Genomic DNA, 26601 nt, shown 5'->3' on the forward strand with positions numbered 1-26601 from the left:
TGCGGGTGGGACCCAGACCACCAACGAAAGAGGATGCCCATGAGCGCGACCACCGCATACGGCCATGAGATCCGCACTGACCTCGGCACCATCCGCGGCGCGTTGGCGGAGGCATCCACCACCCCGTTTTGGCTCGACGATCCTGACCGTCCCGCCCCACGCGGTGCAGTCTCTGGCCGGGTGTCCACCGATCTGCTCGTGGTGGGCGGGGGGTTCGCCGGGCTCTGGACAGCACTGATCGCCAAAGAGCGTGACCCGAAGCGGCGCGTCGTCCTGGTCGAGGGAAACCGTATCGGCTGGGCCGCGAGTGGTCGAAACGGCGGCTTCTGCGAAGCGAGCCTCACTCACGGATGGGAGAACGGGGAGCTGCATTTCGCTGACGAGATGCCGGTGCTGAACCGCCTCGCTGACGAGAACTTCGCTGGGATCCGCGCAGCGATCCAGCGCTACGGGATCGACGCCGAATGGGAGGAGACCGGTGTCCTGACGGTGGCCACCGAGCCGCACCAGATCGGCTGGCTCCGGGAAGCTGCCGATCGCTCCCCGAGCGAGACGTTCCTGGAGGGCGAGAGCCTTCGTGAGAAGGGGAACTCCCCGCTCTACCGCGCGGGACTGTTCGGAACGGATGGCGTCGCCTATGTGAACCCCGCCAAGCTCGCGTGGGGGCTCGCGGCGGCTGCCGAAGATCACGGTGTCGAGATCTACGAGCGGACGCGGGTGACTCGCCTTCGCCCCGATGGCGTAGGCATGGTCGCCGAAACCGCACAGGGCGAGATTCGTGCGAACCGGGTGGCCCTTGCCACCAACGTCTTCTCGTCATTGCTGCCCGAACTGCGGCTGTTCACGGTGCCGATCTACGACTACGTGCTCATGACGGAGCCGCTGAGCGCCGACCAGCTCGCCGCGATCGGCTGGACCGAGCGTCACGGCATCACCGATTCGTCGCGGGAGTTCCACTACTACCGAAAATCGTCTGACAACCGGATTCTGTTCGGCGGGTATGACGCGGTCTACCACCGCGGCAGGCGCGTCAGAGCGGCGCAGGATCAACGCCCCGAGACCTTTGAGCGACTCGCTGATCACTTCTACGGCACGTTCCCGCAGCTGTCCGGCATCCGGTTCTCGCACAAGTGGGGTGGTGCGATCGACATGTCCACCCAGCTCGTCGCGTTCCACGGGTCGGCTCGCGGCGGGCGCGTCGCCTATAGCGCCGGGTACACGGGGCTCGGTGTCGGAGCAACGCGGTTCGGTGCAGAGGTCATGCTCGACCTGCTCGAGGGACGCGATACCGAGCGCACGAGGCTGAAGATGTCGCGCAAGCTCCCCATCCCGATTCCGCCCGAGCCGCTGGCCTACCCGCTGATCCAGATGATGCGCCGAGCCGTTGCCAAGTCGGACCGAAACGGCGGGAAAGACGGTCCGTTGCTGAAGCTTGCCGGACTGTTCGGCGTGGGCTTCGACTCCTGACGTCGGGCGGGGAGAAGCCCTCTCGGGGCGGACGGGGCGTCGCGAAAAAGTTCAACTGTTTTGTGACGGTCGTCGAAAAACTCTTGACAGACGGCACGTACCGTCGCACTATGGCTGCGACGGTACGACGCGGTGCCGCTGGCGTGAACCAGGGCCAGTACTGCACCGGTGGAACCGCTCTCACCCCTGTTCGCCAACGAGAGGCCTCCGATGAAGAAGAGTCTTGCAACACTCGGCGCGCTTGCCGCCGCAGCCCTGTTCCTTTCCGGATGCACCGACTCCGGTGCGGCCCCGGAACCGACCGAAACCATGACCGAGGGAACCGGGGAGCTGACCACGGTCCGCGTCGCCGCGCTCCCGATCGCCGAGACCTGAACGTCGCTGATCTCGAGGAGTTGGCCTCTCTTGCGGTCGGATACGGGGTCTTGGACGCTGAGCCGAACTTCGACACACTCATCCAGGAGCAGTAACGGATGGCGGAAGGGATGCCGCTCACCGGCGGCATCCCTTCCGCGTCCCCGCCCCCCTGTCTGAGCGACCCGAAGGAAAACCATGGCTACCGCCACCGCTCCGGCCCCGACCCGGAGGCGCCGTAGCGCGAACGCAGCGCGATCGGCCCGCAAGATCGGCCTCGGCCTCCTCGGCATCGTGGGAATGCTTGCCACCTGGCAACTCATCCCGACGCTGGGAATCGTCAGCCCGCAATACCTGCCCTATGCCACTGATACTCTCGCGAACCTGTTCGGCGAGATGCGCGACCTCGAGTTCTGGCGCAATGTCGGACGCACCCTGAGTCTGTGGGGTACCGGCCTTGCCATCGCCACCGTCGCCGCAATCGTGCTCGGAACGCTCGTCGGGCTCTCCCGCTTTCTTCGCAAGGCGACCCACACGACCGTGGAGTTCCTGCGCCCGATCCCATCGGTGGCGCTGATCCCGGTCGCGATCCTGATCTTCGGACTCCAGCCCCAGGCGGGGCTCGTGATCATCGTCTACGCGACGTTCTGGCAGGTCTTCGTGCAGGTGCTCTACGGCGTCGCCGACATCGACACGGTGGCCCGCGACACCGCGCGCAGCTATGGCCTGTCGAAGGTCTCGCAGTTCCGCAGCCTCATCTTTCCGACGTCGCTGCCCTACCTCATGACCGGGCTTCGACTCGGGGCGGCGGTCGCCCTCATCCTCACGATCACCGCGGAGCTGGTGATCGGCATCCCGGGTATCGGGAGCCAGATCACCAACGCGCTCACGGTCGGTGACTGGCTGACCGTCTATACCTACGTCCTGGTTGCGGGGCTTCTCGGCCTCATCGTCAACCTCGTCTTCCGGTTCATCGAGCGCCACGCGCTGTCGTGGCATCAGTCAGTGCGCGGGGAGGAAGTGCTGTGACCCTCTACACGACGACAGTCGTCACCCCGCCGCCCGCTCGCCGACGCTGGAAGGGCTTTCTGATCCAGGTCGGCTATGCCATCGGCTTTCCGATCGTCCTCATCGTCGCGTGGGCGATCTGGACGGGGATCTCGCCTCAGAAGTTCTTCCCACCGCCCCTGACGATCCTGGAAGCGTTCGTCGACACGTGGATCGGGCCGGCATTCTTCACCGACGTCATTCCGAGCCTGTATCGCCTCGCGCTCGGCATCATCCTCTCGATCGTCATCGGCATCGCCGCGGGAACACTCATCGGACTCGTCCGGTGGCTGCGGGAGCTTCTCGAGCCGACGCTCGAGTTCTTCCGCGCCATTCCCCCGCCGGTGATCATCGCGCCAGTTCTCATCATCTTCGGCATCGGGGATGACGCGCGAGTGATCATCATCGTCGCCGGCTCGATCTGGCCGATCCTGCTGAACACGATCGAGGGAGTGCGGGCCACCGATTCGGTGATGACAGAGACTGCTCAGTCGTTCGCCCTCACCCGATGGGAGCGGCTCCGGTATCTCGTCTTGCCGTCCGCGAGCCCGCGGATCATGGCTGGCGTGCGGCAGTCCCTGTCGGTGGCGCTGCTGCTGATGGTGATCTCCGAGCTGTTCAACAACGCGTCCGGGCTCGGATACAAGATCAAGTACTTCCAGACGAACTATCTGATCGCCGAGATGTGGAGCGGCGTGCTGTTGCTGGGTCTGATCGGCGTGCTGCTTGCCACTCTGTTCGGCCTGGTCGAGCGGCGGGTGCTGCGGTGGTATCACGGAATCAAGGAGGTGGAGCGTGCCTGACACGTTGCTCAAGGTCGAGAACCTGAAGAAGACGTACGAGTCATCGACCGGAATCGTCGAGGCTATCGGCGACATCAGCTTTGCGATGCACCAGGGCGAGCTGGTGTGCATCGTCGGACCGTCCGGTTGCGGGAAGACGACGCTGCTCAAGTGTGTCGCGGGTCTGCTGCGACCCACCGCCGGCGTCATCGAACTCGACGGGCAGCCAGTGACCGATCCGCCCGAGAACATGGCGCTGGTGTTCCAGGAGTATGGCCGCTCGCTGTATCCGTGGTTGACGGTGCGCGGCAACGTCGAACTCCCGCTGCGACACAAGAAGCTCTCCCGCGCCGAGCGGGATCGGCTCATCGACGATGCTTTGCACGCTGTAGGCCTCGACCATGCCGCGAAGAGCTACCCGTGGCAGCTCTCGGGCGGGATGCAGCAGCGGGTCGCGATTGCTCGCGCTGTCGCTTACCAACCCGAGGTGCTCATCATGGACGAGCCGTTCGCCGCGGTGGATGCCCAGACGCGCGCCGACCTCGAAGACCTGGTACGCACGCTTCATCGCGAGCGCGGGATGTCGATCCTGTTCGTGACGCACGACATCGACGAGTCGGTCTCCCTCGGCGAGCGGGTCGTCGTCCTGTCGAAGTCGCCCACCTGGGTGCAAGAGGATCTGCACATCGATCTTCCCGAGGACCGCGACCAGATCACCACCCGCGCGATGCCGCGCTTCACCGAGCTGCGCACACACGTGTACGAACAGATCCAGCGCGCGAAGCGCGGCGAGGCCGTGCGGGCGCAGGGATGAGTACCGCCGCTTCGCCGCTTCTCGGCAGTCGATCTCCTCGGGAGCTCGCGCTGGCACTGCTGGGCGAGTACGTGCTCGACGATCCGGACACCTGGGTGCGGGCTGGCCTGTTCATCGACGTGCTCGGGGGGGCCGGCATCCAGCCCCCGGCGACCCGCGCGGCGCTGGACCGTCTGGAGCAGAACGGCATCCTGCGTCGAGAGCGGCACGGGCGTGAAGTGTCGTTCGTCCTGACCACCGAGGGTGCGGCGATGCTCACCGAGGCAGGCGAGCGTGTGCGCAACCCGCAGCCGCTGCATGCTGATGGCGACGGTTGGACTCTCGCGACGTTCAGCGTTCCCGAGGGGCAACGGACGCTGCGCCATCGGCTGCGCTCCACGCTGACCTGGGAGGGATTCGCCCCGCTCCGCGACGGGCTGTGGATCGCACCGGGAGTGGTCGACCTGCAGCGAGTCCTTGCGAGTCTGCTCCCTGAACTTGGCACCGGCCTGGTCGCGTTTCACGCGCGCGAACTCGACGGCTTCCCGATCGCGGATGCCGTGAGAACAGCGTGGGACATCGACGCTATCCACGCCGCGCACGTGGGCTTCATCGATGCCTGGTCGGACTCCGCCGTCGCAGATGCGTCAACTGCACTCTCGATGCGGGTAATGCTCGTCGCGGACTGGCTCGCCCTCGTCCGCACCGACCCGGGGCTCCCGCGAAACCTGCTCGAGCCGGAATGGCCTGCTGATCGCTCGCTCAGGCTGTACCTGCGCCTCCGAGATGAGACCGCCGCTCCTGCTGCGCGGGAATTCGCCCGCCAGGCCCCGGCCGCAGGCGGGCTGGCCGAACCCGCTATCCGCTGACCCCGCAGCCAGGAGGCGCGCCAGATCAGGCGGAACCGCCCCGTGCGGGGGGCTCATGACGCAACAGAGGGGGATCGATCCGAGATCCTTATACGCCTATCCGTCGTTCTTATGTAGAAAATATGCCTAAGGGGGTAGCGTAGGGCTGAGACGAATCCCTCAGCGACCCACCCCCCTCCAACCTGCTGACCGGGTGGCTGGCAAGTCGCACGGGTCGCTACCGCATCTTCCCCATTATCGGGACGATCCTCGGAGCCGTGGGGCTGGCGACAATGGCCGCGCTTCCGGTCGGGTTGCCCCTGTGGGTACCCATGGTCGTCATGGGAATCGTGGGGCTTGGAACCGGATCGTTCCAAAGTCTTGTCATCGCCATCGTCCAGGCCGAAGCTCCCGTCCGTGACACCGGCGCGGTGACAGCAACAGTGAACCTGGTCCGCCAGGTCGGTGCGACAGTTGCCACCGCGATCATCGGCGGGGTGATCGGTGTGGGAGTCGCCAGCCGACTGCCCGCCGAACTGGATCCCGCAAGTCTCACGCCGGCTCTCGTCCACGAGGCTCCGGCCGAGGTGCAGGCCACCGTCGCGGCGATCTATACCGATGTGCTGGCGCCGGTGTTCCTCGGACTTGCCGCTGTGTACGCTCTCGGGATCGTCGCAGCCATGCTTCTTCCACCCGGAACTCTGTCTGCTGCCCCCGTAGCCCCAGCAAACGAATCCGCGCCCGACGCGTCCCGAAGCTCGAAGGAGAGCGCATGAACAGCCCCACCGTCGCCATCGTCGGCTCCGGCCCGATCGGATGCGCGTATGCACGCATCATCGTCGAAGGGTTGCCCGACGCGCGAGTCGTCATGTTCGAGGCCGGCCCCCAGGTGACAGAACCTGCAGGAAGCAGCGTGCGCAACATCGCCGATCCGGCTGCGAAGGCGCGAGCTCGAGAGATGTCGCAAGGTCCGCAGGCCGGTTCGTTCCGCGAGTCTCTGGGCATCCCCGACGGCGTCGCCGTGGAGGGGATGTTCACCGCGCGGCAGGGAACCTTCCTTCTCGACTTCGGCGGCGAGGGGTCAGCCCATGCCGAGCAGTTCCCCGCCGCTGCAGCCTCCAACAACGTCGGCGGACAGGGCGCCCACTGGACCTGCGCGATACCGCGTCCGAGCTTCAGCGAGAAGCTCGACTTCATCGCCGACGACGAATGGGAAGATCTGATCTCCACAGCGGAGGGCCTGCTGCACCACCACGGCGACGCCTTCTCGGACTCGGCGATCGGTCGGGCGATCCGCATGATCCTCTCTGACGAGTTCGGTGGCGAACTGCCCGAAGGCTATGGCCCGAGCACCCTCCCTATCTCCGGCGACCCCCAGCCGGACGGATCGATGGTCTGGGGCGGTTCCGACATGGTGCTCGGTCCCCTGATCCAGGACGGCACGCCGGAGTCCGAGCGATTCGAGCTGCGTGATCTCAACCTCGTGCGCCGAATCGAGTACGACGGGGCGCGCGCTACGGGCGTCACCGTTGAGGACCTGCGCACGCGGGAGACCTCGTTCGTGCCCGCGGATGTCGTGGTGGTTGCCGCCGACGCGTTCCGCTCGCCGCAGTTGCTGTGGGCATCCGGCATCCGTCCCGCGGCGCTGGGCAGATACCTCACTGAACACCACGCCGTCATCTGCACCGTTGCGCTGGACGCGGAACGGATGGGAGGCCTGGTGTCGGAGGAAGAGTTCGAGGCGGAACTGGCCCGACGTGCCGTCAACGCCGCCGACCCGGTAGCAGCGGTCAACCGTATCCCCTTCTCCGAGCCCGAGCATCCGTATTCTCTTCAGGTCATGTATGCGGAGAACCCGCCTTTCGTTCTCGATCCCGACCACCCTGCGGCCGGGAACCGCTGGGGGTACGTGAACATGGGCTTCGGCGTGCGCAAGCACCCTCGTCCTCAGGATCGTGTCTTCTTCGACGACAGTGAGCTCGACTACCGCGGATTCCCGAACATGACGATTGAGTACGAACTCACTGAGCGGGAGAACGCGGAGATCGCTATCGTCACAGAGCGGCTCGGCCGGCTCGCCAACGCGATGGGAACCTTGGTCGCCGGTCCTCGGCTGCTGCCCAACGGCTCGAGCCTGCACTTCATGGGCACGATGCGCGCCGGTGTGGAAGATGACGGGACCAGCGTCGCCGATCCCTGGTCTCGGGTCTGGGGCTTCGAGAATCTCGTCGTCGGCGGCAACGCACTGATCCCCACGGCCAACACGATGAACCCGACGCTCACAAGCGTCGCGATCGCGGTCCGGGGAGCGCGGAAGATCGTCGACGAGCTCAGCGGCTGATTGTCGCTGACGCGCTCGCGCTATGGCCGCTCGAGCGCGTCAGCGATGAGTTTCGCTCCCCCGCTCGAGGTGAAAGCGCCATCCACGGTGATCTCGGTTCCCGAAACGTAGGACGCGGCATCCGAGAGCAGAAAGGCGACTGCCCCGGCAACCTCGTCTGGCGCGCCGACGCGCTCGAGCGGGGTCAGCGCGAGGTGCGCATCACGCATCGCGCTTGGGGCCGATGCTGTCATGGGGGTCTCGATGTAGCCGGGGTGCACGATGTTGACCCGGATGCCGCGGGGCCCGAGCTCAGTGGCTGCCACATGGGTGAGCCCGCGAAGTCCCCACTTGGAGACCGAATACGCGGCCGGGTAATGGCCCGTGAGCGCCGCCGCGGATCCGATGTTCACGATCGACGCCCCGGCAGCCATCAACGGCGCAAGGGCTTGGATGCCGAGCATCGCTCCGGTGAGGTTGACCGCCAGAACCCGGCCCCAGTCGGTGGGGTCGATGTTCCCGAGCCGGCTTCGATGGGTTACTCCGGCGTTGTTCACCAGACCGGCTACCGGTACGCCATCCGCGGCGAGCTCAGCTGCGAGACGTTCCCAGTGGTCAGCCCGCGACACATCGAGGTGTCGGTAGGTCACTGTCGGGGCCAGGTCTGCGGGCTGGTCCGCCGTGATATCCGTTCCGATCACCCGGATGCCGCCCGTGGCGAGCCGTGCCGCAATCGCGGACCCGAGCCCACTCGCCGCCCCGGTGACGATGACAGGACCGCCTGCCCCGGCTCGTTGTGCTTGCATGCTCCGACGCTAGTGCGGTCGGCGAGCGGCGCACCCCGGAATGAGTTATGCGCTGCATCACCGCGATCAGGTGCGCGGTGCCCAGCGCAGAGCCGACCACACGAGGTGTCCGTCGTATCCACCGGTGCGGACCAGTCGGATCCACAGCAGCGCGAGGTGTTCGAGGTCAAGTGCTGCCGCGAGCGGGCCGACGTCGAGCGGCTCCCACCCCAGGTCTTTCAGAACATGCGCAACGGCGTCCTTCGCTTCACCGTCGTCCCCGGCCAGCGGCATAAGGGGCTCGGCGGTGCCATTGGCCGGCACGCCCCCGAGGTTCTCTGCGCCGTAGAGGTTGAAGCACTTCACGACGCGTGCGCCGGGCGCACCGTCCGCGATCACCTGAGCGCCCGAGCGTGTTCCTACCGCGTGGCTGGAGGCTGGGCCGACCGGGTTCGTTGCATCGATGACCATGCGCCCGTCCAGCGTCGCTGCGTGATTCGCGACGAAGGCAGCGGCCACGGAGTAGGGCAGTGCCAGGATGACGAGGTCGGATGTCCGGATCGCGTCATCGGCGAAAGCGACAGACGCGCGCGCGAGTCGCGGATCGCTTTCTCGCGCCGCCGACGCGGAAGCGGGATCCTCGTCCTTCGCGACGAAGGTCACGTCGTGCCCCGCGGACAGGAGCGCCCCGGCAAGGGCGCAACCGACGTTGCCATATCCGACGATCGCGACTCTCACGGCATCCTCTCTGGCTCGCGGACTCGGAGGTCACGCTAGACCGATCGAAGCGCTATTGCAATACGTTACAGGCACGTAATAGTTTAGCGATGTGAACAGCAGCTCCATCGCACCCGGGCGCCCTCGCGACAGCACGATCGACGATGACGTGTTGGATGCCGCCCTCGTGGAGCTGGCGAAAAAGGGATACGGTGCCTTCTCGTTGACTGCGGTCGCCCAGGCGGCTGGCACCACGCGACCGGCGATCTATCGGCGATGGAAAGACAAGCCCTCGTTGATCGTGGATGCCGTCGCCCGGCTCGCTCAGGTGGATCCGCCAGCCGTGACTGAGGACCCGTACTCAGACCTCGTTGCTGAGCTGGAGCACTTCGCGCATTGCATCAGCGCCGCTGGGGCGCTGCCCCTGGCCGGCTTGATGCTCAGCGATGGGCTCGATCCGCACGTTCGCGCTTCCTACCTGGAGCTCATCGTTGGCCCCCGCAGAGAGCGCCTTCGTCGGATCTTCGCCGCGGGACGAGCGGCGGGTGACCTGACCGCTGACGCCGACGTCGAGATCGCCGCGAGCTTCTTGACGGGGTCCTGGTACTCGTTCCACGTCGCCGGACGCGCGATCCCCGCGGACTGGGCGCGCCGGGTCGCTGACCTGGTGTGGCGGTCATGCGCCGTCGGCAGTCTCACGGGATGACGAAAGGTTGTTCATGAGTGGTTCTCCCTCACCATCGCACTCCGAGCCGCGGAGCCGCGGACTGCGTGTCGCAGTTCGGTCTGCGGGAGGCGATGCAGGTCGGGTCACGACGTTCGAGTTGTTCTTCGACTTGGTCTATGTCTTCGCGTTCACGCAGGTCTCGGCCTTCATGGTCGAGGGCCACAACGCCCAGGCGCTCCTGCAGGGACTGGTCGTCCTCGGGCTGCTCTGGTGGACGTGGGTGGGGTTCGCGTGGGTGGCCAATCGCGCACCCGCGGATCAGACTGTGATGATCGTCGGGATGTCGGTGGCGATGGCCGCGGTGTTCGTGATCGCTCTGGCGATCCCCGAGTCCTTCGCCGCGACGGAGGGTTCACCGACGGCGGCGCTCGTGCTTGCGCTGGCCTACACCCTGGTGCGTCTCGTGCACGTCGCGCTCTATGCGCTGAGCGCCGGCGAAGACGCGGCGCTGCGGCGACAGATCATCGTGTTCCTCGGGGGTGCGATGATTCCGTCGGTTGTGGCCCTCGTGATCGGAGCGGTGATCGGAGGGCAGGCTCAACTGTGGATCTGGCTCGGTGCCCTCGTCTACGACCTGCTGGTCACTCGACTCTCTTCGCGCTCGGGCGGCGGGTGGGGACTGCACAGCCCGTCGCATTGGGCTGAACGGCACGGCCTGGTCGTCATCCTCGCGCTTGGTGAGTCCATCGTTGCGATCGGCGTCGCGGTCGCGCGTGAGCCGATCTCGGCATCCGTGGTCATCGGTTCTGTTCTTGCGCTGCTGTTGTCGATACTGCTCTGGTGGACCTACTTCACGCGATTTGCGCCATGGGGTGAGAGTGAACTCGAGCGCAGATCCGAGGGGCGCCAGGTGGTCATGGCGCGGGACGTTTACTCGTACGGGCATGCGGCGATCGTTGCTGGTGTGATCATCACAGCCCTGGGGGTCGAAGAGGCGATGGCGCACGTCGCGGACAGCGAACCGTTCGGGTGGTTTGGCGCGATCGCGCTGATGGCCGGGACCGCCTGTGTCGTGGCCACCGTCGCGCTCTCCGCATGGGTCAGCGCCGCCCCGCACGCGGGAGCCGTCGCTATTCCGGCGGTTGTGTTCGTCGCCTTGATCCCGGTCGTGCAGGCAGTGGCTCCGCTTCCCGCACTGGCTATCGCCGCCAGTGCGCTCGCCGTGACGTCCGCCGTTGTCGCCCTCGCGCGGCGGCCTCAGGCGTCTCGGCACAGGGACTGACATGCCGCACCCACCAGTCTGACGTCAGGGGTTGCAGGTATCGCACCGCCCGGGGTCGGCGGTGCGCGCTGGGAGTGTGACCTCTTGCCGCCGGGGGCATGACGCGCAGCCCCACACATCGGCGCGGATGGCGTGGGTCGGCGCACCGCAGGCGGCGCAGGGCAGCCCTCGCTCGCGCTCGACGATGCCGTAGCCAGGGGTACCGCAGGCCGGGCAGAGGCAGAGCAGTCGCGCAGCCAGATGCCAGGCGAGGCGCCGGATGACCCGCTGCCGTGTCGGATTCATGTGTGCGCGCAGGTCGGCCTCGATCGTGACCTGGCCCGCTGACAGCATTCGCGACACGGGTTCGAAGGTCTGCACGCCCTTGACGACCTCGCCGCGAGAGCCGCGGATAACCGCGCCGTGGGACGGGTAGCCGAGGGCGCTGAGCAGTACCCGGGCTTCGGCGGGGGTTGCAGCGGTCCGCGGTGGGGGCACGTGGGAGAACCGCCGATGCGTCTCGGTGATGTGGATGCCTCGAGCGCGATCGACGAAGACGACGATCTCTTCGTGCACTGGCGGGCCGAATCCGAGCACGCTCGCGAACGATGCCTCGGTTCCGATCCCCAGTGAGGCCCCGAGCTCATCCGCAGCAGCCTCAGCCTTCAGTCGTGCCGCCTCCGCGGGAGCCACCCGCCGCGGCCTCTCGCCCGTGAAGGTTCCCCATTGGTCGGTGTTCACCTCCCGGGTGGCTACGACGAGCACGCCGTGCCACCGCCGCAGCGCGGGCTCGAGTTGCCTCTCCTTGCCGTGGAGTGTGCCGACCGCGGCGGTCATCCCGTCGTAGGGCGAGCCGGTTCGCGCGCTCCCGCCGTCCGGGCCGATTGTGGTCACGTCAGGGGGTCAGACGAAGTACTCGGCCCGGCTTACTGCCGTCTCCGAAACGAACATGACACCCGACATCCGCGTGAGCACCGGATGCATCGCCGAGGCGATCGCGTCGGCGCGATCTTCAGGCACAACCGTGATGAGCATCGTCAGCGCGTCGTGGTCGTTGAACAGCATCCGCCCCCCACGCTCGCCGTGGTGGCCGAAGCCGGCGACTCCCGACACGGCGGTGTAGCCGCGCGCGCCGAGGCTGCGGATGAGGTCGGTGACCTCGGGTGCGTGACGCGCGGGGATGACGATCTCGATCTTGACCATGGGGGTGAGGTCTTTCAGTTCCATGCGGTGGACTCCTTGGGGGTCGGGGCTGGGGTGTCGGAGAGTGGCTGAGTGCGCCATCCGTAGCGGGTGAGGGTCGCCCAGTCGGTCTCGTCGTCCGCACGCGCGCGCAGGGTGATCCAGCGGTTATCGACGAGCTGGCGGACGACGTGGGAGCGCGAGACGATCTCGCCGACACGATCGAGCGGTGCCTGCACGAAGACCTGCAGCCGCACGGGCTCGTGCCTCGCGTCGTGTCCGTAACCCACGGACTGCCACGCGAGACCGGCGCGGAGGTCTCCGCCGTAACCGGAGACGACCCCGACGCTGCCGACGACGTTGTGCAGGGTCTTGCTCCCGGCGCCGAACCGGTTGGGGGAGAGGGTGGATGCCGAGTACTGCGCGTTGATCCACTGAGCGACGATCATCGGGGCAGTCAGGATCGTCTCGAGAGCTGATCCGTCGGGGTCGGCGTCGGTCTCGTAGCTGTGGAGGAAGACGCGGCGCGCGAGGTTGCGCTCGGCGGTGACGCGCCGGGGCGCGACGATCATCGCGACGTTTCCGCACAGGCCCCACTCGGGGTAGACCTGCGCCCAGTCGGCGCCGCGGCGATCGAGCTCGGCGAGCACCACGTCGTCGGTCGGGCTCGCCGGTGCGCCCGGCAGTTCGACGAGGCGCTCGCGGCCGTTCCCGATTCGCGCGCTCGCTGCGGCATCCTTGAGGGCCGCGAGGTCTGCGGCGTGGGTCGCGGGAACGGTCCACGGCTCGAGGATCGCGATCCGATCGGTGACGGTGTCGTGCTGCGCGGCAAGGAAGACGGTGTCGGCAGGGATGTGAATGCCGCGCCCTTCGAGACCGCGTCGGGTCTCGGGGTCGTTGAAGACTGCGGCTGCCGCGCGTGCGTTCGGTGACCCTTCGTGACCTCCACACGCACCGCACTGCAGGGCCGCGGCGAAGGGGTTGTTGGCGACTGTCGCTCCGTGGCCGCACAGCACCACCAGCCTCGCGAACCCGTCGACGAGTCCCATCATCCGAAGCGCGGACTCGGCGTACGCGATCCGCTCATCCAGGGCAAAGGCGACGTCGGGGTCGAGGCGCGTCGCCGGACGCGGTGCGACAGTCTCCCGCAGGTTCCGCGCAACGCGCGCCGTCGTCACGGGGGCGACGGTGCGCGCGACACTGACCGGTCCCGCCGCCCACCCGGCGATTTCCGCGTAGGCGAACGGTGAAGCCGCCGACTCGGCGACGCCCTCGAGGGTGTGATGTGCGGCGTGCGTGGCGTCGATGCCTTGCCGGAGACGCTGGATCGCCGCCTGATCCGCCGAGCCTTCGTGCACGCGGGCACGTGGTGCCACCAGAACGGGACACGAGGCGATCGCGGGGCCGCCCGCGGCATCCTCGAACGCGATGGCGAGGGCGAAGAAGCCTGCGAATCCGAAGGTCTCGATGTCTCCGGATGCCTCCAGGTGGCGCCGCATCCCCTCCGAGCGAGGGTCGATGCACATCACCACCTGAGATGCCGGTCGGCCACGGTCTGCCCGCGGGCGCGAGCGCGGCGAGACCAGCAGCGCGAGGTGGCGTTCGGCAGCGGCGTGCCACGCCTCGAGGCGGCAGGACTCGGGAAGCCCGTGCAGGATGCGGGAGAGCTCGGCGCGTTCGGTCTGGGTGAGCGTGAGCGCCAGGGCCTCGGCGACGGCGGCGACGCGTTCGGTGTGACGCTCGGCGGGGAACACGGCGGTGGTGGCGGGCCCGTTCGGATGCCACGCCGGAGTGCCCGATGGCAGCCAGAGCAGTTCCAGCGTGACGCGGGCAGCGAGCCAGTCGGTGAGGGTGACTGTGCCGCTGGAGCCGTCGGCGATCGCCGACGCCCACCCCGGGAGGCTCAGCAGGTGGGCGCGCAGCAGGGCGACGGCATCGTCACCGACGGCCTCCCAGTGCTCGAGCGCCGTCGCAATCGCCTCCTCCGGTGACTCGGCGGCGGTCCGGATGCCGCGGCGAACACGCGCGGGAAGCGTGAGGTCGCGGGCGGCGCTGCGGCGCCAGGCATCCCAGAACCGACCAGCCTTCAGCGGGTCGTGTGCCGGCGCGTGTCCGAGTGAACGCGCGGCGATCCGCGCCAGGTAGGTCTCGATCTTCGCGTGTACGCGCGGAGCGAAGCGCTCAGCCGGAGTCAGGAGCGTGCGTCCAGGCAGCGGGACTTCCGGCGACGCGAGCAGGTCCGCAATGAAGACCTCAGCCACGCGGATGTCTCTCCCGCTCCACAGCACCACGCGATCGAGCGAGACATCGTGCACGAGCGCGTCGAGCGCGTCGGTGAGATCAGCGTCGTTCACGCCACCGGCTGCGTAGAGCTCGCGGTAGGCCGATTCCGGCCGGACGAGTGACGTGCCGTGCTCGGCGGCGATCCGTTCCCGGGCGAGGTCCCAGGGCAGATCCTCATAGCCGGCATAGGGGTTGCGTGCAATGAACCGGTGCAACGGATACTGCGGGGCCAGAGCCTGGGCTGCGGCGATCACGAGCCCGCGGACATCCACAGCCCGTGGGGGTGTCTTTTCTGCGGGGGGTAGCGGGGAGATGGTCATCGAGAAGACCTTTCGTACTCGACGGGTTCGGTAAGCGACGCGGCGTGCGATGGTGGCGCGGGGGATGTGCCCCACCCGGATGCCGCGCCGTACACGTAGTCCCGGATCGCGGTGGGTGCCGCGGGACTGACAGCGAGGCCGGCGAGCACGGCCGTCACGAAGACGCAGACCGCGAGCCAGGGACTGGCCGCGGCCCCGAGGGCCAGCGGGAACGCGTTCTCGACAGCCGCCCACAGCAGGACGTAGCCGGATGCGACGCCGCTGACTCCAGCCGCGATCACCCAGCGCGACCTGCCTTGTCCGCCCGTCGCTGCCCACACCCCGATCCACACGGTGGCGGCGATGAAGGGGACCAGGGCGCCGCCCGGGTGCGAGAAGCTGTCTGCTATCAGGGCGATCACCACCACGATTGCGGCGGCAGCGGAGGCGACACCGGAACGCAGGACGCGAGTGTCCGCATCCTGCGCCCGCGATGGTGACGGCTCGCCCAGGAGCGCGGATCCGGCGGCAAGGAACCGGTAGGACTTGTAGAGCGCGTGCCCCACGACGTGCAGGAGCGCCAGCGGCCAGGCGCCGATCGCGCAGGCCAGCAGCATGAATCCCATCTGGGCCGCCGTCGAGTGCACGAGGCGTCCTTTGACGTCGGGTCGGGTCGTCATCGCGGAGCCGGCAATGACGACCGTGAGCCCGCCGGCGATTCCCACGATGACCGGGGTAGTCCAGGCCTCCAGCGGCGCAAACCGCACCAGCAGAAGCGCCCCGGCGTTCACGAATCCGGCGTGCAGGATCGCCGACACCGGTGTCGGGGCGGCAAGCGTCGCGGGCAGCCATCCGTGAAGGGGAACGGATGCCGCGCGCGTGATCGCCGCGATCGCGACGAGGACTCCGACGAGAAGCGCCAGAGTGGTGTCGACGGCCGCCAGGTCGCGCAGGGAGGTGACAGGCGTCCCCGTCACGATGGCGACCGCCGTCAGGAGAGCGATATCGCCGATGCCGAAGGCGACGAGCGTGCGGCGCAGAGCCACGCGGGTTTGAGCAGTGCGACCGCCGAGGGTGATGAGCGCGATCACTGCAGCGCTTGCGACCACCCATCCGATCGCCAGGACGATCGCATTCGGGGCTGCCGCCGTAACGGTGAGTCCGGAAGCCAAAACCGACGACAGGGCGAAGAACCGGGTCGCGCGCGGGTCTCCCTCGAGGTGGCGGATGCTCCACAGCTGCACAGTCCCGGTCACGCCGAGGGCGAGCGTGGCGAAGATGCTTCCGACGACATCGCCCGCGTATACGGCGGCCAGAACGAGCGACGCCGCGGCCAGGGTGAAGGCGATCCAGGTGGTCGCGACGCTGACAGACCGCATCCGTCGTGATCGTCGACCCGCGATCGCTGTGACAAAGGCGCCTAAGAGGACGAGCGCGGTCGCTGCGAGCAAAAACGGGTTCACACGAGGCAGATTACAAGTAACAAATTACCAGAAGCAAATTACCGGTATAGTTTCGCGTGTTTTGTAGGTCAGGTATCATTTCGAAGGTGGGCACTTGGACGTTCCTCACCAATCACGCGCACGTGTTGATCACGGTGGCGCGGGATCCGGGCATCCGCCTGCGCGACATCGCGTCAGCCGTCGGCATCACCGAACGCACGGCCCAGCAGATCGTCAGCGATCTCGTCGAGGGCGGCTATCTGCGCAGGGAGAAGGACGGGCGGCGCAACACCTATCAGTGCGTGAGCGACCTCCCTCTTCGGCACCCCGTCGAAAGCGACCACGCCGTCGGAGAGCTGCTCGCAGCCCTGGGCGACACCCCGGACCGCCGTTGAGGGTCAGCCGGGCTCAGTCCGCGACGACAGAAGCGCGGACTGTCGGTGAGCTCGGCGCAAAAAGTCCCATGGCAGTGATCGAACTCGACGATGGGTGCACCGTTGCGGCGCACCCGCGACGCTGGCAGCAACGAGCGAGATCAGTAGCTGGCGCGTTCTGAAGACTCGGGCTCCGTCGCGGCGCAGTAGCGAGCCGCCAATGCTTCCGAGCCTCGGGCAAGGAGTGCGACGTCGGCGCCGACGAGCATGTACGCCGCCCCGCAGTCGAGGTATCCGCGGGCCGCGTCAGGGTCGAACGCGTTCACGCCCACCGGCTTGCCGGCGGCGGTCACGGCGGCGAACGCCGCGCGCACCGCCGCCGCGACCTCGGGATGGGTCTGGGCGCCGAGGAGGCCCATGGACGCCGAGAGGTCACTGGGTCCGACAAAGACGCCGTCGATGCCGTCGACTGCCGCAATCTCACCTGCCGCTCGCACGGCATCCACCGTCTCGACCTGCACGAACAGCGAGACGTGCTCGTCCGCGTCCGCGAGGTAGTCGTCCACGCGGTTCCACCGTGCCGAGCGACCGAGCGCGGAGCCCACGCCGCGGCGGCCGCGGGGCGGGTAGCGCACCGCGGCGACAGCGGCGGCGGCATCCGCGGCGGAATTGACCATCGGCACCAGGATGTTCTGCGCTCCCAGATCGAGGACCTGCTTGATGATGACGGCATCGTTCGCGGGGATGCGGACCACGGCGGTGACGGGGTAGGCGGCTGCAGCCTGCAGCTGAGCGAGCACGGACTCGACACCGTTGGGTGCGTGCTCCACGCACATCGCGGTCCACGCCGACCAGGTCGCGACGCGGAACGTGGAGTTCCAGGCGGTGGTGCACGCCCAGCCCCCTCATCTGACCTTCCTGTCCCACATTCCCGCGTACCGCGACGATGCCACGATGAACGCGCGGCTGCTGCGCTGGGAGCCGGAGTCGATCGTCGCGCTTTCCCAGGGCATCCGCGTGCTTCCGTTCCTAGTGCCCGGTTCTCCCGAGATGATGGCGGCGAACGTGGCGGCGCTGCGGGAAACCGACATCTCCCTGTGGGGAAAGCACGGCGTCATGGCCCGCTCCGATCTTTCTGTCACGCGAGCGGTCGACCGCGTCGAGTACGCCGAGACCGGGGCGAAGTACGAGTACATGAACCTCGCAGCCGGCGGGATCGGAGAGGGCCTGACCCGGGACGAGATCCGTAGCGTCGCCGACGCCTTCGCGGTCAGTTCGCCCTGGATCTGACGCTCTCACGCGGCGACGGGGATCTTCGCCTCATCGTCGGTGGCCGGGCTGGAGCGCCGTCCCGCGAGCAGCAACCAGATCGTGAAGACGAGTTCGCTCACGATCGACGTCGTCGCCACGACGGCGAGCATCACCCCGCCGACCGGCTCATAGTCGGATAGGACGATGTGCAGAAGGGTGTCGAGTCCGTACGCGGCGCCGGCGATCATCAGGATGGCGCCGATGGCGCGGGGAGCGATCCGTGAGCGGATGATCAGCGCGCCGATCAGGATCAGATGCACACCGAAGGCGATCAACCCGACGAGCCAGGCGAAGTCGAACGCCGCGAACATGAGCAGCGCCACATCCGGGCCGAGGTCTGCCGCGCCGAGGCTGACCTCGAGGCCGACGAACAGGAAGACGGACGCAGCTCCGAGCATCACCGTGTAGACGATGCGAAACCATGCTGCGACCAGGGAGCGGGTCCGCCCGGCGGGGAGGAACAGCACGTACAGACCCCACGCCACGGCCACGTCGATGAGGAAGATCAGAACGAACGACGCCAATCCAAGGCGGAACAGGCCCTCCTGCTCCCTGATGGCAGCGGTCGTGGCGAGGGCGTCGGTCGGGTCGATCATCCCCTGCTTCACGACGAAGTTGGCGAAGATCGCAAGAACGAAGAGGGCGACGTAACCGAACGCGGCAACACGTGCGGCGGTGCGGCGGCGGATGTCAGTGTCAAGGGGCATGTCGATTCTCCTGGGTCGTGTCGTACTTAGTACGCTTCTGAGGGCACTGTATTCTTACTAAGTACGAGTCGTCAAGTCGACGGCGGAGGGGTGGAACGATGGTCGGCAAGCCGGGGGTCGTGCGCGGCTCGCTCGATCGTGGACGGATCATCGGTGGTGCCGTGGAGCTCGCTGACGATGTCGGCCTCGAGCCGTTGACCATCCGACGGCTCGCCGACCATCTCGGTGTGAAGCCGATGAGTCTGTACCACTACGTCAGTAGCAAGGACGACATCGTCGACGGGATGGTAGGGCGCGTCTTCGACGAAGTGGGCATGCCCGATCCCAGGGCCTCGTGGGATGCAGCGGTCCGAGAACGGGCGCGCTCGTTGCGCGCGGCATTGCGCCGGCATCCCTGGGCGATCCCGATCATGGAGTCGCGCCGGACTCCGGGGGTCGACATCTTGAAACACCACGACGCGATGCTTGCCACCTGGATGCGCTCAGGAATGCCTCTCTGGGCCGTGGCCCACGGGGTCGCGGTCATCGATGCGTTCGTCTACGGATTCGCGATGCAGGAGGCGGCGCTGCCCCTTGGCGGCACTGGAGGCGATCTGAGCGAGGCTGGGGAGCAGATCGTCGCACCGCTCTCGCCCGACGAGTATCCCGCGCTCCTGACCTTCACGGTCGAGCACGTGATGAAGCCCGGGTATGACTTCGGGGATTCTTTCGAGGTGGGACTGGATGTCATCCTGAGCGGGGTCACGCGCCTCGCTTCGGCGCAGTGACGGGAACGCGCCCGGTGCGACTCGGGTAGCGTGCTCAGCGTGAGTCGAGTGACCGTCCGTGCCTGAGCTCAGCGTCATCGCGTGGCTCGCTCTCGCGGCGGGCGCGGTCGTCATCGGGCTCTCGAAGGCGGCGCTTCCCGGCGCCGGCACGATCGCGGTCGCCCTGTTCGCGGCGGCACTACCCGCCGAGCAGTCGACGGGGACGATCCTGCTGTTGCTCATCGTCGGCGACCTGTTCGCGGTCCTCGCCTATCGGCGCCACGCCGACATTCGGGCCCTGCTGCGCTTGATCCCGACCGTCGTGGCGGGGATCCTCGCCGGGACGCTGTTCCTGGCCTACTCCTCCGACGAAGGGGTGCGCCGCACGATCGGTATCATCCTCCTCCTGGTCGTTGCGATCACGCTGTGGCGACGGCGAGCCCAGACCGATACCGTGACCGCGCCGAGCGCGGCAGCCGCGGGCGTGTACGGAGTGCTCGGCGGGTTCACGACGATGGTCGCGAACGCCGCGGGCCCGGTCATGTCGATGTACTTCCTTTCGGCCCGGCTGCCCGTTCACGTCTTCCTCGGCACCGCTGCATGGTTCTTCGCCGTCGTCAACGTCGCCAAGGTCCCCTTTTCGATCGCCTTCGGGCTCATCACGGTGCCGGGACTCGTCGTCGATCTGATCCTGGTCCCCGCCGTACTCCTCGGCGCACTCGTCGGGAGGCGCATCGCCGGCGTCATCAGTCAGCGTCTGTTCGAGCAGATCGTCATCGTCCTCACCGTCGTCGGTGCGGTCTACCTCGTCATCTGACCGTCCTACGCGGCCTGGCTGGCGTCAGCCCAGGGCGATGGATGCGCCTCCTGTGAGCGGTGAGGCGGCATCTACCCCAGAAGATCGGCGAGTGTGAGTGCTGCTTCCCGGAGTTTCCGCGAGATACTGCGCGACTTGCTTTGGGGCAGGCGGAACACGGGGGCCGAGATGTTGAGTGCGAGCTTCAGGCCGGAAGAAACCCCGACGGCGACCGCGACCGACGCGACCCCCATCTCGCTTTCCTCGCGGTTGGTGGCGTATCCGTCGCTTCGCACCCGCTCCAGCTCTTCCTTGAGTTGAGACAGGCTCGCTATCGACTTCGGTGTGACAGTCTCGAGATGTTCGTCCGGGTACAGGCGATCGAGGCTGTCGTCGCTGAGTTCGGCGAGCAGCGCCTTTCCCGTCGAGGTGCAGTGCGCAGGCATCGACAGGCCGAGTCGTGAAGCCACCCGAACTGCCGAGGCGGGCTCGGCGACGGCGAGGAACCGGACACGATCTCCCTCGAGGGTGCCCAAGTGCGCGGTCTCCCCGATCTCTGCCGCGAGGTTCTCGAGCAGGGGCTGAGCGATTCGCGGCAAATCGAGTCTGCGGAGGACGGAGAAGGCGACGGTGGTGAGTGCCGGACCTGGCCCGTACGCCTTGGTCGCGGTGTCCTGCCGCGCGAAACCTCGCCACGTGAGCATGGCCAGTATCCGATGCGCGGTTGACGTCGCCACGCCGAGGTGGGCGCTCGCCTCGGTGAGACGCACATCACCTCTTTCCCCGAGCAGGAGAATCAACCGCAACGCGTTGTCGATCGACTCGATGGGGTACTGGGGCGCCGCGGTGGTAGTCGATCTCTGCACAGGGGAATCGTAGCCCTTCGCCTGTGACGGCGCAGCGACCTCGAGAGCCGACACTTGGGGGCGCATTCCGTCGAGTGCGGTACAGGCTCTACGTCAGCATGATCGTCGTGGTCTTCGTCTCGGCATAAGAGAGGAGCTCTTCGAGAGACTCTTCCCGACCGATACCTGAGGCCTTGACTCCTCCGAACGGAAGCCCCCAGAAGTGCCGGCTGCCGCTGTTGACCAGAACGTACCCCGCCTCAACGCGCTGTGCGACGACGTGGGCGCGTGTGATGTCACGGGTCCAGATGCTCGAGGTGAGTCCGTACTCGACGCCGTTCGCGATCGCGATCGCCTCCTCGTCGGAGTCGAACGTGATCACAGAAAGTACCGGGCCGAAGATCTCGTTCTGCTCGACGAACGACCCGGGAGCCACCCCGGACAGAAGTGTGGGCGCGACGAACCACCCGTCGGGGGTTCCGTCCGGCCGATGTCCACCGGTCTCGACAGTCGCGCCTGCGCTGAGAGCCTCGGATATCGCGTGCAGGGACTTCTCCATCTGAGCTCTCGACACCAGGGGACCCATCTCAGTGGAAGGGTCCAGGGGGTCTCCGACGCGGATCGATGCCATACGTTCCGCGACGAGGCGGATCATCTGCTCGGCCACCGAAGAGTGGACCAGCAGTCGGCTCGTCGAGCCGCAACTCTGCCCGGCAACCCAGGTGAAGTTCATCCCGGCGACGGCGCCGGCAGCGGCGGCTTCGAGGTCGGCGTCTTCGAAGACGATCTGAGCGTTCTTCCCACCCAACTCGAGGGTCACGTGCTTGACTCCCGTCTCCGCAGCATCCCGTTGGATCGACTGGCCGGTCGTGGTGGATCCGATGAACCCGATTCGGCGAACATCCGGATGCCGAACCAGGGCACGCCCGGCTACGGCCCCGCGACCGCTCACGACAAGCAGGAGGTTGGTGGGAAGGACACCCGTGGCCAGCTCGGCCAAGCGCAGGGATGAAAGGGGCGTCTGGTCGGGTGCCTTGAGCACGACAGCGTTGCCGGCCATCAATGGAGCGGCGATCTTCGATGCCGCGAAGAAGAAGGGGTGGTTGAACGCGCCGATGCGAGCGACGACCCCGTACGGGATCTGCGTTGTGTAGTGCAGGTTCGCGCTGACCGGGATCGTCCGGCCGCCGAGCTCGAGCGCCATGTCGGCGAAGATGTCGATGAGCTCCGCAGCCGCATCCACGTCGTTTCGCATCATGGACAGGGTGAACCCGCCGTCCAGCGCGTCCAGTTCGGCGAGCTCTTCCTTGTGGTCCCGGATCGTGGCGGCCAGGCGGCGCAGCACGGCCGCGCGGGCGCGAGGCGGCAGGGCTGCCCACTCCGGTTGTGCGGCGTGGGCAGCTCGGACCATCCGATCCACCTCGCTCGCATCCAGGTCGGGGACCGACGCGAGCGGCTCGGCGCTGGTCGGGTTCTCGACCTCGTAGCGTGACGAAGTTTCCCACGCAACGCCGTCGAGGACGGCGTTCCAGGTGCGGGTGGCGGCGTTGGGGGACGGGCTCATCTCGACTCCAGGATCGGCAGACACTAATTCTGTTGGTCAGAAGCATAGCGACGAGGGTGGGTGTATTGCTTGACAAAATGTCCCTGTCGAGTAGAATAAGATTCTGAAGGACAGAGACAACAGCTGCGCTCCGAGCTCTGAGTGCAGAAGCGCGGAGACAGAGGACTGGGTACGTATGGGCAATCCGACGACGACCATCTACGACGAGATCCGTCGAGGGATGATTCCGGCATTCATCTACAACGACGGCGAGATCTTCGACCGCGAACGCAAGAACCTCTTCAGCAGAGCCTGGCTGTTCGTCGGCCACGAGTCGGAGATCCCACAGGCGGGTGACTATGTCGTCCGACGCGTCCTCGATGACTCCTTCATCATCGTTCGCGACGAAACCGGCACGATCCACGCGCACTTCAACATGTGCCTCCACCGCGGCATGCAGGTGTGTCGTGCCGAGATCGGAAACGCATCCCACTTCCGTTGCCCGTATCACGGCTGGTCCTATCGCAATGACGGACGTATCGTCGGTCTCCCGTTCCACCAGGAGGCCTACGGCGGCGAAGCAGGATTCAGCCGCAAGGGAGCGCGGCTGCTGCCCGCCCCGAACCTTGACATGTACAACGGTCTGATCTTCATCAGCATGGACCCCGAAGCTCCGCCGCTGCTCGACTACATCGGCGACTTCCGCTTCTACCTCGACTACTACACGAAGCAGAGCCCGAGTGGGATCGAACTCAAGGGGCCGCAACGTTGGCGCGTGAAGACGAACTGGAAGATTGGTGCCGAGAACTTCGCCGGCGACATGTACCACACGCCGCAGACGCACACCTCGGTCGTCGAGATCGGCCTGTTCCGTGAACCCAAGGCTGAGAAGCGCAAGGACGGCAACACCTACTGGGCCGGGAACGGCGGAGGCACGACGTACAAGCTCCCACCGGGCGACCTCGACGAGCGTTTGCGCTACGTCGGCTACCCGGAAGAGATGATCGCCCGGATGAAGGAGACCTGGTCGCAGGCTCAGCTGGATGTCGTGGGACGCGACGGCTTCATGATCTCGGCCGCGTCGATGTTCCCCAACATGAGCCTCGTCCACAACTGGCCGAAGGTCGAAGAGGGCTCGGACGAGGACGTGCTCCCGTTCATCTCACTGCGCACGTGGGTGCCGATCAGCGAGAACGAGACCGAGGTCTACTCCTGGTTCGCCGTCGACGCCGAGGCGCCCGAAGAGTTCAAGGCACTGTCGTACAAGGCCTATCTGATGTGCTTCGGTTCGAGCGGCATGTTCGAACAGGACGACGTCGAGAACTGGGTATCGCTGACGAACACGGCCAAGGGGTCTATGGCTCGTCGACTCCTCCTCAACGGACGGATGGGCATGTTGAAGGACGGCTCGCCCGTCGTCGCGCCGCTCACCGAGGACGAGTTCGCAGGGCCCGGCGTCGCGCACGTCGGCTACGGCGAGTACAACCAGCGGCATCTGCTCGACCGTTGGGCCGACTACATGGAGCCGGAGTACGAGGGAGTGGACTTCCACGCGCTCACCATCGGTGGCGAGATCTCATCGGATGCGACTCCCCGCCCGAAGGGAATCACCAATAACGGGCAGGAGGTGACCCGATGATCGAGGAGACGGGAACCGCGATCTCGCAGGCATCACGACTTCGAAAGGACTCGACGCTCGCATCTCGTGTGGGAGCATCGCTCCCTTTCACGAGCGAGATCCACAACACCATCAACCGGTGGCTGGTGGAGGAGGCCTACACCCTTGATCAGCAGCGCTACGAGGAATGGCTCGAACTGCTGACCGAGGACATCCACTACATCATGCCGGTGCGCGCGACGACCGCCCTCGGCACACCGTTCACGACCTCTCCCGGGATGGCGCACTGGGACGAGAACAAATACTCGCTGAGCCGCCGTGTCGCGCGCTTCCTCACTGAGCATGCCTGGACCGAAGACCCCCCGTCTCGTCTGCGCCACTTCATCACGAACGTGCGGGTGTTCGAGAGCGACGTCGCCGGCGAGGTCGTCGCAGATTCCGCCGTGTTGCTGTTTCGCAGTCGCGGAGATGTGAACGAGCCGTCGTTGATCTCGGCACACCGCGAAGACGTCTTCCGTGAAGTCGATGGCCAGTACAGACTCGCCCGTCGCGTGATCATGGTGGATGAGTCGGTGCTGCGGACCCAGAACCTGGCGATCTTCCTATGACGATCGAGTGGGAAGGCGCCGACCTCGACCGCGCGGCCGCGAGCGCTGCCGCCGAAGAGCGTGCGCGGCTCCTCGAACGTCGGGTGGGTGAGCCGCTGCAGATCGCGAACGAGTTCTCTGAGATCACCGTCTCGCGCGTCGAGACCCGAAACGGAACACGACTTCTGATCGATTCGTCGAAGACAGGCCAATGGATCGCCCTCGATCCGCTCGAGCTGGAGGCTCTCACCTGGCAGACGGTGCGGACGTTCTCCGAGATGATCGGGACCCCCGACGCGCCACTGTTCCCAGACTCACCTGACCAGTAACCCCCAACCGACCAAGAAGGAAAGCCAGATGGCCACCGTGAAGGCTGATCTCTCGCTCTGCCAGGGATATGCAAACTGCGTCGTCGCCGCAGACGACTACTTCGACATCGATGATGAGGGACTCGTCGTCCTCCTGAAGACCGAGGTTCCCGATTCCGAGCGGACACGCGTCGAGGAGGCGGCCCGCAGCTGCCCGGTATCGGCGCTGTGGGTCGAAGACTGACGGAGCCCCACCTGTGTCTCACGTCGTGATCGTCGGTGGCTCCGTCGCCGGGATGAAACTTGCACAGAACCTCCACTCGGAAGGCTTCGGTGGCGCCATCACGCTCGTCGATGCGGAGCCCAACCCGCTCTACGACAAGCCTCCGCTGTCGAAGGACTATCTGAGCGGTGCATCGTCTGGTGATCGGATCCAGCTGACTTCTCCTGAAGCGCTCGCTGACGCTGGCGTCACGACGAAGTTCGGTACGCGGGCAACAGCTCTGGACCCCGCGAGCACGAGCGTCTCCCTCAGCGACGGTACGACCCTCACGTACGACAAGCTGGTCATCGCGACGGGGGCTCGCGCGCGCCGTACCCCTTGGGCCGACCTCCCCGGCGTGCATGTTCTGCGGTCTCGGTCGGACGCAGATGCCCTCCGGGCCGATCTCGTTGCAGGGCGGCACCTCGCCGTCATAGGGGCGGGCTTCATCGGTTCGGAGGTTGCCGCGACAGCAGTGAAGGCGGGTCTGAGGGTCAGCATCATCGAGCCCCTGGAGGCTCCGATGGGGCGAGCCATGAACGCCCAGATCGGCAAGATATTCGCGGACAAGCACTCGCGTGAGGGGGTCGGGTTCCGGTTCGGTGTGTCAGTTGAGCGCGTTGACCGACTGCATGAGCAATGTCATCTGCTGCTGACGGACGGCTCGACTCTGAGCGTCGACGCGGTCCTGCTGGGCATCGGCGCGATTCCCAATACGGAATGGCTCGCCGGATCTGGCGTCAGCGTCGACAACGGCGTCATCTGCGATGCGACACTCTCGGCGGTCGGTGTCCCCGGCGTGTACGCCATCGGTGACGTCGCACGATTCACGAATGACCGTCATCCCGACTCTGTCCGCCTCGAGCATTGGACCAGTGCCGCCGACCAGGCGCAACTGGTGGCGCACAACATCGTGCACCCGGAGGATCTTCGTGCGTACGATCCGACCGAGTACGTATGGAGCGACCAGTACGACTGGAAGATCCAGATCGTCGGACGGACCGGCTCGGAACACTCCAGGCTGGTCGGAGAGCCCGCCGCGGGACGATTCGGCGTGGTCTACGGGGTGGACGGTGAAGCCGTCGATGGTGCTGTGATCGTCAACTGGCCGCGCGCACTCATCGACGCACGACGATCTGTGGCATCCCGGGCTCGCACCCAGGATCTCGTCGCGCGGCTGCAGGCTGCGATTCAGTCGACATCGCCCGCGACGCGCTGACCAGCCTCGGCGACGCCGCCCACCTCCAGAGGAGCCAG

Annotated in this window: 28 protein-coding genes and 1 pseudogene; 19 read left to right on the plus strand and 10 right to left on the minus strand. The window is 66.7% G+C overall.

All coding sequences use genetic code 11. The features are described 5' to 3' along the window. Positions 1 to 39 precede the first annotated feature (39 nt). The 8 genes from ACSGC5_RS12465 to ACSGC5_RS12500 all read left to right on the plus strand — a co-directional run bounded on the left by ACSGC5_RS12465 (position 40) and on the right by ACSGC5_RS12500 (position 7632). Positions 40 to 1467: an NAD(P)/FAD-dependent oxidoreductase gene (locus tag ACSGC5_RS12465; RefSeq protein ID WP_292732592.1), complete on the plus strand. Its 1428-nt coding sequence runs from the start codon at positions 40 to 42 to the stop codon at positions 1465 to 1467. A 210-nt stretch (positions 1468 to 1677) separates the two neighbouring features. Next, a complete protein-coding gene (locus tag ACSGC5_RS12470; protein WP_292726867.1) occupies positions 1678 to 1842 on the plus strand; it encodes a hypothetical protein in 165 nt (54 codons plus the stop codon). Between the two features lie 177 nt (positions 1843 to 2019). After that, positions 2020 to 2850, plus strand: coding sequence for an ABC transporter permease (locus tag ACSGC5_RS12475; RefSeq protein WP_434970936.1), 831 nt, complete (start codon positions 2020 to 2022; stop codon positions 2848 to 2850). Next, positions 2847 to 3671, plus strand: coding sequence for an ABC transporter permease (locus ACSGC5_RS12480; protein WP_292726865.1), 825 nt, complete (start codon positions 2847 to 2849; stop codon positions 3669 to 3671). The genes ACSGC5_RS12475 and ACSGC5_RS12480 overlap by 4 nt, the downstream gene beginning before the upstream one ends. Then, positions 3664 to 4464, plus strand: coding sequence for an ABC transporter ATP-binding protein (locus ACSGC5_RS12485; protein ID WP_434970937.1), 801 nt, complete (start codon positions 3664 to 3666; stop codon positions 4462 to 4464). Before ACSGC5_RS12480 ends, ACSGC5_RS12485 begins: the two co-directional genes overlap by 8 nt. After that, positions 4461 to 5312 carry a PaaX family transcriptional regulator gene (locus tag ACSGC5_RS12490; protein WP_434970938.1) on the plus strand — a complete coding sequence of 284 codons (852 nt, stop codon included), beginning with the start codon at positions 4461 to 4463 and terminating at the stop codon, positions 5310 to 5312. Before ACSGC5_RS12485 ends, ACSGC5_RS12490 begins: the two co-directional genes overlap by 4 nt. 257 nt (positions 5313 to 5569) lie before the next feature. After that, positions 5570 to 6067: a hypothetical protein gene (locus ACSGC5_RS12495; RefSeq protein WP_434970939.1), complete on the plus strand. Its 498-nt coding sequence runs from the start codon at positions 5570 to 5572 to the stop codon at positions 6065 to 6067. Then, entirely contained in the window at positions 6064 to 7632 is a 1569-nt protein-coding gene (locus tag ACSGC5_RS12500) for a GMC oxidoreductase (protein ID WP_434970940.1), read from the plus strand. Before ACSGC5_RS12495 ends, ACSGC5_RS12500 begins: the two co-directional genes overlap by 4 nt. A 20-nt stretch (positions 7633 to 7652) precedes the next feature. Here ACSGC5_RS12500 and ACSGC5_RS12505 read toward each other — a convergent pair whose 3' ends face one another. Further along, positions 7653 to 8417 carry an SDR family NAD(P)-dependent oxidoreductase gene (locus tag ACSGC5_RS12505; RefSeq protein ID WP_434970941.1) on the minus strand — a complete coding sequence of 255 codons (765 nt, stop codon included), beginning with the start codon at positions 8415 to 8417 and terminating at the stop codon, positions 7653 to 7655. Positions 8418 to 8483: 66 nt separating this feature from the next. Next, positions 8484 to 9134, minus strand: coding sequence for an NADPH-dependent F420 reductase (locus tag ACSGC5_RS12510; protein ID WP_434970942.1), 651 nt, complete (start codon positions 9132 to 9134; stop codon positions 8484 to 8486). Positions 9135 to 9225: 91 nt separating this feature from the next. On the opposite strand from ACSGC5_RS12510, the gene ACSGC5_RS12515 reads away from it, so the two are divergent. Together ACSGC5_RS12515 and ACSGC5_RS12520 are read left to right on the plus strand one after the other, a co-directional pair. After that, a complete protein-coding gene (locus ACSGC5_RS12515; RefSeq protein ID WP_434970943.1) occupies positions 9226 to 9819 on the plus strand; it encodes a TetR/AcrR family transcriptional regulator in 594 nt (197 codons plus the stop codon). A 13-nt stretch (positions 9820 to 9832) separates the two neighbouring features. After that, entirely contained in the window at positions 9833 to 11062 is a 1230-nt protein-coding gene (locus ACSGC5_RS12520; RefSeq protein WP_434970944.1) for a low temperature requirement protein A, read from the plus strand. A 24-nt stretch (positions 11063 to 11086) separates the two neighbouring features. Here the strand turns inward: ACSGC5_RS12520 and ACSGC5_RS12525 are convergent, their stop codons facing one another. From ACSGC5_RS12525 to ACSGC5_RS12540, 4 genes are read right to left on the minus strand one after another with little or no spacing between them, the layout of a single operon-like run. Further along, complete coding sequence (locus ACSGC5_RS12525; RefSeq protein ID WP_434970945.1) at positions 11087 to 11935, minus strand: DUF6671 family protein; 849 nt, start codon at positions 11933 to 11935, stop codon at positions 11087 to 11089. Between the two features lie 9 nt (positions 11936 to 11944). Further along, positions 11945 to 12268: a DUF190 domain-containing protein gene (locus ACSGC5_RS12530; protein WP_292707874.1), complete on the minus strand. Its 324-nt coding sequence runs from the start codon at positions 12266 to 12268 to the stop codon at positions 11945 to 11947. Beyond that, a complete protein-coding gene (locus ACSGC5_RS12535) occupies positions 12259 to 14826 on the minus strand; it encodes a putative inorganic carbon transporter subunit DabA (RefSeq protein ID WP_434970946.1) in 2568 nt (855 codons plus the stop codon). The genes ACSGC5_RS12530 and ACSGC5_RS12535 overlap by 10 nt, the downstream gene beginning before the upstream one ends. After that, positions 14823 to 16184: a proton-conducting transporter transmembrane domain-containing protein gene (locus ACSGC5_RS12540; protein ID WP_434970947.1), complete on the minus strand. Its 1362-nt coding sequence runs from the start codon at positions 16182 to 16184 to the stop codon at positions 14823 to 14825. Before ACSGC5_RS12540 ends, ACSGC5_RS12535 begins: the two co-directional genes overlap by 4 nt. Before the next feature lie 170 nt (positions 16185 to 16354). Between ACSGC5_RS12540 and ACSGC5_RS12545 the strand changes: the two genes are divergently transcribed. Then, entirely contained in the window at positions 16355 to 16642 is a 288-nt protein-coding gene (locus tag ACSGC5_RS12545; RefSeq protein ID WP_228177441.1) for a helix-turn-helix transcriptional regulator, read from the plus strand. 140 nt (positions 16643 to 16782) lie between these two features. Here ACSGC5_RS12545 and ACSGC5_RS12550 read toward each other — a convergent pair. Then, positions 16783 to 17526: pseudogene (locus tag ACSGC5_RS12550) on the minus strand (aldolase/citrate lyase family protein); the annotation flags it as partial. Here ACSGC5_RS12550 and ACSGC5_RS12555 point away from each other — a divergent pair. Next, positions 17507 to 17911 (plus strand): class II aldolase/adducin family protein, encoded by a 405-nt coding sequence (locus tag ACSGC5_RS12555; protein WP_434970965.1) that lies wholly within the window; start codon positions 17507 to 17509, stop codon positions 17909 to 17911. The pseudogene ACSGC5_RS12550 and the gene ACSGC5_RS12555 sit on opposite strands and share 20 nt — an antisense overlap. 5 nt (positions 17912 to 17916) lie before the next feature. Here ACSGC5_RS12555 and ACSGC5_RS12560 read toward each other — a convergent pair whose 3' ends face one another. Further along, complete coding sequence (locus ACSGC5_RS12560) at positions 17917 to 18639, minus strand: DUF4386 domain-containing protein (protein WP_228177439.1); 723 nt, start codon at positions 18637 to 18639, stop codon at positions 17917 to 17919. Positions 18640 to 18737: 98 nt separating this feature from the next. Here ACSGC5_RS12560 and ACSGC5_RS12565 point away from each other — a divergent pair, with 98 nt between their 5' ends. Together ACSGC5_RS12565 and ACSGC5_RS12570 are read left to right on the plus strand one after the other, a co-directional pair. Beyond that, on the plus strand, positions 18738 to 19406 hold the full coding sequence (locus tag ACSGC5_RS12565; RefSeq protein ID WP_228177438.1) for a TetR/AcrR family transcriptional regulator: 669 nt from the start codon (positions 18738 to 18740) through the stop codon (positions 19404 to 19406). 58 nt (positions 19407 to 19464) lie between these two features. After that, positions 19465 to 20202, plus strand: a complete 738-nt coding sequence (locus ACSGC5_RS12570) for a sulfite exporter TauE/SafE family protein (protein ID WP_228177437.1) — start codon at positions 19465 to 19467, stop codon at positions 20200 to 20202. A gap of 71 nt (positions 20203 to 20273) precedes the next feature. Here the strand turns inward: ACSGC5_RS12570 and ACSGC5_RS12575 are convergent, their stop codons facing one another. Then, a complete protein-coding gene (locus tag ACSGC5_RS12575; protein ID WP_434970948.1) occupies positions 20274 to 21047 on the minus strand; it encodes an IclR family transcriptional regulator in 774 nt (257 codons plus the stop codon). Positions 21048 to 21135: 88 nt separating this feature from the next. After that, positions 21136 to 22590: an aldehyde dehydrogenase family protein gene (locus tag ACSGC5_RS12580; RefSeq protein ID WP_434970949.1), complete on the minus strand. Its 1455-nt coding sequence runs from the start codon at positions 22588 to 22590 to the stop codon at positions 21136 to 21138. Positions 22591 to 22765: 175 nt separating this feature from the next. On the opposite strand from ACSGC5_RS12580, the gene ACSGC5_RS12585 reads away from it, so the two are divergent. The 5 genes from ACSGC5_RS12585 to ACSGC5_RS12605 are packed head-to-tail and all read left to right on the plus strand — an operon-like array spanning position 22766 to position 26563. After that, positions 22766 to 24208, plus strand: coding sequence for a Rieske 2Fe-2S domain-containing protein (locus tag ACSGC5_RS12585; protein ID WP_434970950.1), 1443 nt, complete (start codon positions 22766 to 22768; stop codon positions 24206 to 24208). Then, positions 24205 to 24795, plus strand: coding sequence for a 3-phenylpropionate/cinnamic acid dioxygenase subunit beta (locus ACSGC5_RS12590; RefSeq protein ID WP_228177434.1), 591 nt, complete (start codon positions 24205 to 24207; stop codon positions 24793 to 24795). The genes ACSGC5_RS12585 and ACSGC5_RS12590 overlap by 4 nt, the downstream gene beginning before the upstream one ends. Next, positions 24792 to 25103, plus strand: a complete 312-nt coding sequence (locus ACSGC5_RS12595; RefSeq protein ID WP_228177433.1) for a hypothetical protein — start codon at positions 24792 to 24794, stop codon at positions 25101 to 25103. The genes ACSGC5_RS12590 and ACSGC5_RS12595 overlap by 4 nt, the downstream gene beginning before the upstream one ends. A 28-nt stretch (positions 25104 to 25131) precedes the next feature. Continuing rightward, on the plus strand, positions 25132 to 25326 hold the full coding sequence (locus ACSGC5_RS12600) for a ferredoxin (RefSeq protein ID WP_228177432.1): 195 nt from the start codon (positions 25132 to 25134) through the stop codon (positions 25324 to 25326). Between the two features lie 13 nt (positions 25327 to 25339). Next, positions 25340 to 26563 carry an NAD(P)/FAD-dependent oxidoreductase gene (locus tag ACSGC5_RS12605; RefSeq protein WP_434970951.1) on the plus strand — a complete coding sequence of 408 codons (1224 nt, stop codon included), beginning with the start codon at positions 25340 to 25342 and terminating at the stop codon, positions 26561 to 26563. Positions 26564 to 26601: the final 38 nt, after the last annotated feature.

This window comes from Microbacterium sp. bgisy207 (assembly GCF_965345035.1).
In the GTDB taxonomy this organism is placed as follows: Bacteria; Actinomycetota; Actinomycetes; order Actinomycetales; family Microbacteriaceae; genus Microbacterium.